The 7,660-nt window shown below is 57.7% G+C and carries 7 protein-coding genes; 5 read left to right on the top strand and 2 right to left on the bottom strand.

Annotated elements, in window-relative coordinates; translation table 11 throughout:
• Positions 1-165 precede the first annotated feature (165 nt).
• Entirely contained in the window at positions 166-1,086 is a 921-nt protein-coding gene (locus ABF86_RS12185; RefSeq protein ID WP_011633895.1) for a LysR family transcriptional regulator, read from the bottom strand.
• A 199-nt stretch (positions 1,087-1,285) separates the two neighbouring features.
• Between ABF86_RS12185 and ABF86_RS12180 the strand changes: the two genes are divergently transcribed.
• Both ABF86_RS12180 and ABF86_RS12175 read left to right on the top strand, forming a co-directional pair.
• Positions 1,286-2,707, top strand: a complete 1,422-nt coding sequence (locus tag ABF86_RS12180) for a form I ribulose bisphosphate carboxylase large subunit (protein ID WP_011633896.1) — start codon at positions 1,286-1,288, stop codon at positions 2,705-2,707.
• An 84-nt stretch (positions 2,708-2,791) separates the two neighbouring features.
• The gene (locus ABF86_RS12175) at positions 2,792-3,118 is read left to right on the top strand and encodes a ribulose bisphosphate carboxylase small subunit (protein WP_011633897.1); all 327 of its coding nucleotides are present in this window, start codon (positions 2,792-2,794) and stop codon (positions 3,116-3,118) included.
• 184 nt (positions 3,119-3,302) lie between these two features.
• Here ABF86_RS12175 and ABF86_RS13010 read toward each other — a convergent pair whose 3' ends face one another.
• Positions 3,303-3,518 carry a hypothetical protein gene (locus tag ABF86_RS13010; RefSeq protein ID WP_240142338.1) on the bottom strand — a complete coding sequence of 72 codons (216 nt, stop codon included), beginning with the start codon at positions 3,516-3,518 and terminating at the stop codon, positions 3,303-3,305.
• A gap of 139 nt (positions 3,519-3,657) precedes the next feature.
• On the opposite strand from ABF86_RS13010, the gene ABF86_RS12170 reads away from it, so the two are divergent.
• From ABF86_RS12170 to ABF86_RS12160, 3 genes are all read left to right on the top strand, one after another.
• Positions 3,658-5,919, top strand: a complete 2,262-nt coding sequence (locus ABF86_RS12170) for a CsoS2 family carboxysome shell protein (RefSeq protein WP_240142337.1) — start codon at positions 3,658-3,660, stop codon at positions 5,917-5,919.
• Between the two features lie 10 nt (positions 5,920-5,929).
• Positions 5,930-7,459: a carboxysome shell carbonic anhydrase gene (locus ABF86_RS12165; RefSeq protein ID WP_074455542.1), complete on the top strand. Its 1,530-nt coding sequence runs from the start codon at positions 5,930-5,932 to the stop codon at positions 7,457-7,459.
• A gap of 20 nt (positions 7,460-7,479) precedes the next feature.
• On the top strand, positions 7,480-7,660 hold a 181-nt coding region (locus tag ABF86_RS12160), incomplete at its 3' end, for a EutN/CcmL family microcompartment protein (RefSeq protein ID WP_160803649.1).

Raw genomic sequence — 7,660 nt, 5'->3', positions numbered from 1 at the left:
TGATGTTCAACGAGGACGATGCGCTGATCATGATCATCGTCGCGGTGTCACCGAATCTTGTCGATGCATTGCTCGAAGGCTTTCAGCCGTTTTTCGAGGCTCATTCCGGAGTGATTTTCGTAAGCGATATCCAGGTTGGCCGTCCGGTCAAGTTCATGGCCTGAATTAGGTGGTAGCAGGATCCTGGAGCGAAGCCAGATGTCTTGCCTCTCGAATCAGAAAGTCAAGAAAGGCTTGCGCTACGGTCGACAGCCGCTTGCCTTTGCGATGCACGATGAACCACTGCCGCATAATCGGAAAGCGTTCGACGTTGAGCATGGCCAGTCGCTGCATCGCCAGTTCGAGTTCGAGTGTATGCAAGGATAGGATGCCCAGGCCTAATTCGGCTTGCACCGCCTGCTTGATCGCCTCGTTGCTACTCATTTCCATTACCGAATGAAACTCTACTCCGTACCGGGAGAAATGCCGCTCAGCCGCTTTGCGCGTTCCTGAGCCAGGCTCGCGGGTGATGAAGGTTTCGCGCTCCAGGTGTTTGAGTGCGACCCGACTCTTGGCAGCTAGCGGATGGGTCGGTGCGGCAATTATGACCAGTGGATTGTCAAGAAAGGCTTGAGCGACTAATTCTGAGTTCTTCGGTGGCTGTCCCATGATCGCCAGATCCATGTTCGACGTGGTCAGCATGTCCAGAATCTGTTCCTGGTTCGACACTCGCAGTCGCACCTGCACTTTAGCGTGCTGTCTGCAGAATGCGGCAATCAACTTGGGCGCGAAGTAATTCGCGGTACTCGCCACCACTAGATCCAATTCGCCTCGGCGCAGGCCACTGAATTCTTCCATTGCGGCGCTGAGGTCCTGCATTTTCGCCGCAATGATAATCGCGTGGCGGTGCAGCTCGCGTCCGGCGTCGGTGGGTTGGATTTGTTTGCCGACCTGGTCGAACAAGGGTACACCGACTTGCTCTTCGAGCTGCCGCATCTGCATTGATACGGCAGGTTGCGTCAGATGTAGCACGTCAGCCGCGCGCGTGAAGCTCTGGCGACGCATGACAGCGTCGAAAATTTGTAGTTGGCGAAAAGTCAGATACATAATTTTCACATAAGTTTATCTAATGCATTCTATCAGAAGATTGAGTTGTATTTTATGATTACATTCGATACTATGTTTGCAAGCAAATCGATGAATCCATCCCTAAGACCAGGATTGATGCCTTGGTCGATTGTGCTGAACAAATTTTCCTTCGTCGTTTAGTTCTCGCGAGCAGCGAGCTTTAAGGAGTCGTCAAAACATGGCAATCAAAACCTATCAGGCCGGTGTCAAGGAGTACCGACAAACTTACTGGCAACCGGATTACGTGCCGCTAGACACTGACATTCTAGCGTGTTTTAAAATTACCCCACAGTCTGGCGTCGATCGCGAGGAGGCGGCGGCGGCGGTAGCCGCAGAGTCGTCCTGCGGTACTTGGACCACAGTGTGGACCGACCTGCTGACCGATCTCGATTACTACAAGGGTCGCGCCTATCGCATCGAGGATGTTCCCGGTGACGATGCTCGCTTCTATGCTTTCGTCGCGTACCCCATCGACTTGTTCGAAGAGGGTTCTGTGGTCAACGTGTTCACCTCTCTGGTGGGCAATGTATTCGGTTTCAAGGCGATTCGCGCCTTGCGTCTGGAAGACGTGCGTTTCCCGATCGCATACGTGAAGACCTGCGGCGGCCCTCCGAGCGGCATCCAGGTGGAGCGTGACAAGATGAACAAGTATGGTCGGCCGCTGCTGGGCTGCACCATCAAACCTAAGCTGGGCCTGTCGGCCAAGAACTACGGTCGTGCGGTGTATGAGTGTTTGCGCGGCAGCTTGGACTTCACCAAAGACGACGAGAACATTAATTCTCAGCCGTTCATGCGCTGGCGCGATCGTTTCGAGTTCGTGCAGGAGGCCACTCTGAAGGCTGAGGCCGAGACCGGCGAGCGTAAGGGTCACTATCTGAACGTCACCGCGCCAACGCCTGAAGAAATGTACAAGCGCGCAGAATTCGCCAAAGAGATCGGTGCGCCGATCATCATGCACGATTACCTCGCCGGTGGCCTTTGCGCTAACGCAGGTCTGGCGAACTGGTGCCGTAACAACGGGATGTTGCTGCACGTTCACCGCGCCATGCACGCCGTGCTCGACCGCAACCCGCATCACGGTATCCACTTCCGCGTGCTAACCAAGATTCTGCGCCTGTCCGGCGGAGATCACTTGCATACCGGTACCGTGGTGGGCAAGCTGGAAGGTGATCGCGCCTCCACTCTTGGTTGGATCGATCTGCTGCGCGAATCCTTCGTACCGGAAGACCGTTCGCGCGGTATCTTCTTTGATCAGGATTGGGGTTCGATGCCCGGCGCTTTCGCCGTCGCGTCCGGCGGTATCCACGTGTGGCACATGCCTGCGCTGGTTGCCATTTTCGGTGACGATTCGGTGTTGCAGTTCGGCGGCGGCACGCTCGGTCATCCTTGGGGCAACGCTGCAGGTGCACACGCTAACCGCGTTGCGCTCGAAGCCTGCGTACAGGCGCGTAATGAAGGCCGTCAGATCGAGAAAGAAGGTCGCGAGATCCTTACCGCCGCGGCTCAGCATTCGCCCGAACTGAAGATCGCCATGGAAACGTGGAAAGAGATCAAGTTCGAGTTTGACACGGTTGACAAGCTCGACATTGCCCACAAGTAATGTTTCAAACCAAATTCGATCGATCTGCGTTCCAGTGAGACTGCGGCGATCGGATTCGATTCCTAATTTTGAAAGGATATAGCTATGGCCATTCAAGCCTATCACTTAACAAAAAAATACGAAACCTTTTCGTATCTTCCCCAGATGACGCCCGAGCAGGTGCGCCGTCAGATCGCCTATGCCCTTGCTCAAGGCTGGAATCCTGCGGTTGAGCACGCTGTCAAAGGAACGTCTGCCAAGGAGAGTTTTTGGCATATGTGGAAGCTGCCGATGTTCGGCGAGCAATCGGTCGATGCTGTGCTGGCCGAGATTGAGGCCTGCCATCGCGAATTTCCTGATCAAATGGTACGTTTCATCGCTTATGATAACTACTCGCAAAGTCAGGGCGTGGCTTTTGTTGTTTACCGCTAAAACGAGCGGATCCATCCCAGGGGCGGGTTCTGGTTGCATGAAATCAAACTACTCAGTGCGACCAGCGGCCGCCTAAAATGAACTCAAGTGCTGAGGTTCTTATGACAATCGCTGAATCAAGTTATGCCAATGCGAACATGTCCGGGCGCGCACTGGCGCTCCAGCGTCGCCAGGCGATGGCCCGTCAAGGCAAAACCGCCATTACCAAAACGTCTGTGCTGCGCAGCAGGGCAGACGTCGCCATGAATGCAGATAAGGTTGCTACTGCCTGGCACGGTTCGCAGGCTCCTGTTGCTGCGGCAGTATCGGCTGCGCAGGTCTTGACGCGCACTGAGCCTTTGTCGGCAGCAGTCGTATCGGCTGCGCGAGCGCGGCGACAAGCGCTTGCCAGCGTTGGCAAGGCAGCGTTGCAAACTGCTTCAAAAAATTATACTCGTCCGAGTGCACATTTGCGTCCAGCTGTACAGCCGTTTGCCACAATCAGGTGCGATTGCGATGCGCAGTGCGAATGCCAGACTCGGCACAGGGCAGTCGCCGAAATGCCGGTGGCCGGGGTTGCGGTGCAAGAAAGCGTTCAGCGTGCGACAATCGTCGCCGAGCAGGCGACCGGGCGCGCGCTGGCCAAGATGCGTCGCGCAGCGTTGACACAAGATGGCAAAGCCGGGCTCAAGCGGGTTGCCCAGGCGACCAAGATTGCTGCTGCGATGCCGGGGCAGGATTGGCAAGCTGCGATGGTCAAAGGCGCTACCGGAAGACAGATCGCGGAGCAGCATCGTCGCGTGCAGTCACTCGCGGGGCGCGCCGGTCTGTCGAACAGCGCTGCTTCTGCTTCCAGGCCAAGCGGACGGGTCAAGACGCGCGATGCCAAGCAAGTGCCGATGAAGGTCGAGGAAGGGCATACTTTGTCCGGTCAAGCCGTGACTGGTACCATGGTCGAGCGCAGCATCAAAGTCACCGGCAACGAATCGGGATCCTGCCGCAGTATCACCGGCACCGAATATATTGGCGCGGAACAGTTTCAAACTATCTGCGGTGTACGCGCCGAACCAGGCGTGTCCAAGGTTGAGATGAGCCACACCTTGCGCGAGCAAAAGATCACAGGCATAGCGCTCGGTCGCTCGACCAAGGCCACGGGTGACGAAGCGGGTGTTTGTCATCCCGTGACCGGCACCGAATATCTGTCCGCCGAGCGCTTCCAGCAGTTTTGCGGCACACGCCCGGCGCCCTCGCCGGAGAAAGTCGCACTGGCTTTCACCAACAAGGACATGGCCGTGTCTGGCTCCCTGGTCGATCGGCCGCGCAAAATCACCGGCGCAGAGTACGGTGCTGATCGATCGATCACCGGTACCTGCTACGGCCGTCCGCCAGAAAACGACAATGCACCGGACAAGGTTGCAATTACGCACACCGGTTCGGGCAAGACTATCACGGGCACCCTGGTAGGCCGTAGCGAACACCTCACTGGCGACGAAGCCGGTAGCTGCCGTGCGATCACAGGCACCGAATATCTCTCCGCCGAACAGTTTCGCGACTTGTGCCATACCAATGCGCCGGCAGCGCCGCGCAAGGTCAGCGTGATGTCAACACGCGGTGCGCAAGCCATCTCGGGTGCTGCCGTCGACCGTTCGTCCAAGGTAACCGGCAACGAGACAGGTTCCTGCCGAGCGATCACCGGAAGCCAGTATTACACTACGGCCGATTTTGCGGGGCTTTGCGATGCGTCCGGGCCGAACAAAGTCAATACGATGCATACCCTCGCTGGTCATACCATTACTGGTTCGGAGGTTGCTCCCGGCCCAAAGTTGACGGGTGACGAATCTTACGGGTGCAAATCCGTCACCGGCACCGACTATATCGGCACCCAACAACTTGCAGCTGTTTGCCCGCCAGGGCAATCATCTACAGTACAACCCGTGAATAAGGTCGTCTTCGACAGTACATTGCAAGGCCAACCAGTTTCCGGCAGCTATCCGGGCCGTGCTGCCAACGTCACCGGCAACGAAGCCGGCACCTGCGCCCCCATCAGCGGCGTACAGTATGCAGGAATGTCGCAAATTCAGGAATTTTGCCCGGCTCCGAGCCTCGATGCTCAGGCGGCGCGCGTACGCGACAGCGCCGTGATTCCAGCCAGCGTCGTGACCGGTGACCGTCCAGGTGCAGGCGGGTCGCGCATGACCGGCGATGAGCGCGGCGCTTGCGAGCCGATTTCGGGCACACCATATCTTGGGCTGGATAATATGCCTGACCAATGCGCAACTAGCAGTCGTTTCGTTGCGCGCGGACGCACTTTTGATGTCGCGCCACGGCCGCCTGCACCGAAGGATTTCAGCATTGTGCCGCCGTCGCGTCAGCGCCAGATCCAGAGTCCGGGGCGTGAGTGCCAGGGAGATAATCTCACCGGCAGTGTGCTGAGCAATTTACGCATAACCGGGACGATCAACAAGGCCGATGGTCTGATTACCGGAACGCCGGAGTTCCGGCATAGCGACACGTCTCGTAGCCAGGTGCAACTGGATGAAGTCGTCGCTGCTGCGCAGCGACTGAGCGGTGAAGGTAGTCAGCAGGGAGTGCGTATTTCGGGTGATGCTTGGAATGCAAACCCTCGAGTTACCGGTACCGAGGGCTCGTCCAGTCTGGTACGCAACCCTTCGATGCGCGGCCAACCGCGTGGCGTCGGTGTCAACGCAGTGAAATTCCGCGAGCTCGAGCGTCTTGAAGTGCCTGAATCGGTCATTACTGGTTCGTCCGGCAATACCGATAGAGGCGCAACCATTACCATTTCGGGCGGAGCGCGCGGCTGAGGATACGAAGATGAATACACGACAACGTATGCAGGCATTGCGACGCAGTAGCGTTGGGCCGATCGATGTGGCCAATGAGAGCGGTATCGCAGAGGTGCTCGAACATCCTGCTTGCGTGATCAGTAGCGGGCAGATCTGCGAACACTCGCTTGTCGACCGCGACCTTAATCGCCTATTGTTCGACTATGAGCGGACGGTACGCTCGCGCTTCACCCGTATCGTCGAGGTGCTCAAACGCATCTCCATGCATCAGCACGACGAGGATTTCACCGAGCGCGCGCAGCAGCTCGCCCACGAACAACTCGGTTTTGATCTGCCGTCGAAGATGTTTGAGGATGCTTGGGTGTGCGGGTTGGATTTATCGGCCCTGCATTCGCACTGCATATTCAGCGTCCTGAAGTCGTGCGTCGATAATGCGCGAACCGAGCAGGCTGGCTGGCGTCAGCGCATACCGCTCGATGAAAACTTCTTGCGATCCTGCGGTTATCACACAGTGGATATCAGCCCCTGTTCGGATGGTCGGTTGCAGGGTATGAGCCCTTATGTGTTGCGCATTTTACCTGGGCCTAATGTGCAGGTGAAGGCTTATGCGGGCGCGCTGTTCGACATTGAAGCCGATGTATGCGATTGGGCGCAGCGCGAAGTCGAGCGACTGTCAGGCGCGATGGTCGATGGCGAGCGTCTGGACTATCTCAAGATCGCCGTCTACCACTTCAGCAGCTCCTCGCATAACGGTGACGGTTGCGCCGCGCATGGCAGCAACGATCGCCAAGCCACCGAGGCGGCACTCGGCCGCCTGGATGAACTACGTGAGGCGATCGATCGCAGTTTCGGCATCGGCGCCGCGCCCGACGTGCTGTTGATCGGAGTCGATACCGATCTAGACGCTTTGCGCATTCATCTTCCCGATGCGTACGGCGACGTCAATTCGCATCGCTACATCGAAACCGTGAAGATCTACCGCGAGACGCTTGGGCTATCCGCCGAGGTGGCGCGCGCGCGCGTCGCCGAGATAATCGCCGACGTCGAGAATACCGGCGGTTGGGGCCAAGGCCAAGGGCGGATGAATGATGGCATGCGCCGTTTGGTGTCTGCGCTGGCCGAAGCTAATCTGTCGCAGATCGAATACGTCATCAAGCATCATACCGGTCGCTACGCGACTATCGGGCACGACGAGGAGTGCATCGTCGCTGGCGACGCGGTTCGGTCGTTAAAATTGCGCAACCTGTTTTATTTCGCCCATCTCGACACCATCGAGGAAGGGGCGCCCGATATGGATGTCGGGATCGATATCTTCGCCAAGCTCAATGTCGCACACGGTCTGCCGGTCCCAGTGCTGGTGCATTTCGAATATGATGCCCGGATTCCCGAATCGCGCGCGCGCGCGGTTGAGCGCGGTCGGCGGGTGCGTGATGCGATCGAGGCGCGCTATCCCGATCTGGTTGCCAAGGGTCTACTTAATTGCGCGATCGCGGTGAGTGAGCGCGCTGGCGACGAGCGCTGCGACTTTGTGGCTGACGAAGTTGCAGCGAACCATTGAGTATTGAGGACTAAAACGCTATGCGAATCATGCGAGTCGAAAAAACCCTGGTGTCGACCAACCGCATCGACGGCTTTGGACATCGCCCGTTGCTGGTCGTGCAGGACAAACCCGGCGGAACGCGCAGTGTAGCCGTCGATGCGGTGGGCTGCATCCCGGGAGACTGGGTAATCTGTGTCGGTTCTTCAGCAGCTAGAGATG

The sequence above is a fragment of the Nitrosomonas sp. GH22 genome, from assembly GCF_009833115.1.
Lineage (GTDB): Bacteria > Pseudomonadota > Gammaproteobacteria > Burkholderiales > Nitrosomonadaceae > Nitrosomonas > Nitrosomonas eutropha.
Note: the sequence above shows the minus strand (reverse complement) of the source record. Positions and strands in the feature narration are given on the sequence as shown.

Excerpts from the sequence above, each read along its gene's own strand:
- ABF86_RS12185 (WP_011633895.1), bottom strand. The coding sequence starts at position 1,086 with ATGTATCTGACTTTTCGCCAACTACAAATTTTCGACGCTGTCATGCGT.
- ABF86_RS12170 (WP_240142337.1), top strand. The coding sequence starts at position 3,658 with ATGCCGGTGGCCGGGGTTGCGGTGCAAGAAAGCGTTCAGCGTGCGACA.
- ABF86_RS12165 (WP_074455542.1), top strand. The coding sequence starts at position 5,930 with ATGAATACACGACAACGTATGCAGGCATTGCGACGCAGTAGCGTTGGG.
- ABF86_RS12180 (WP_011633896.1), top strand. The coding sequence starts at position 1,286 with ATGGCAATCAAAACCTATCAGGCCGGTGTCAAGGAGTACCGACAAACT.
- ABF86_RS12175 (WP_011633897.1), top strand. The coding sequence starts at position 2,792 with ATGGCCATTCAAGCCTATCACTTAACAAAAAAATACGAAACCTTTTCG.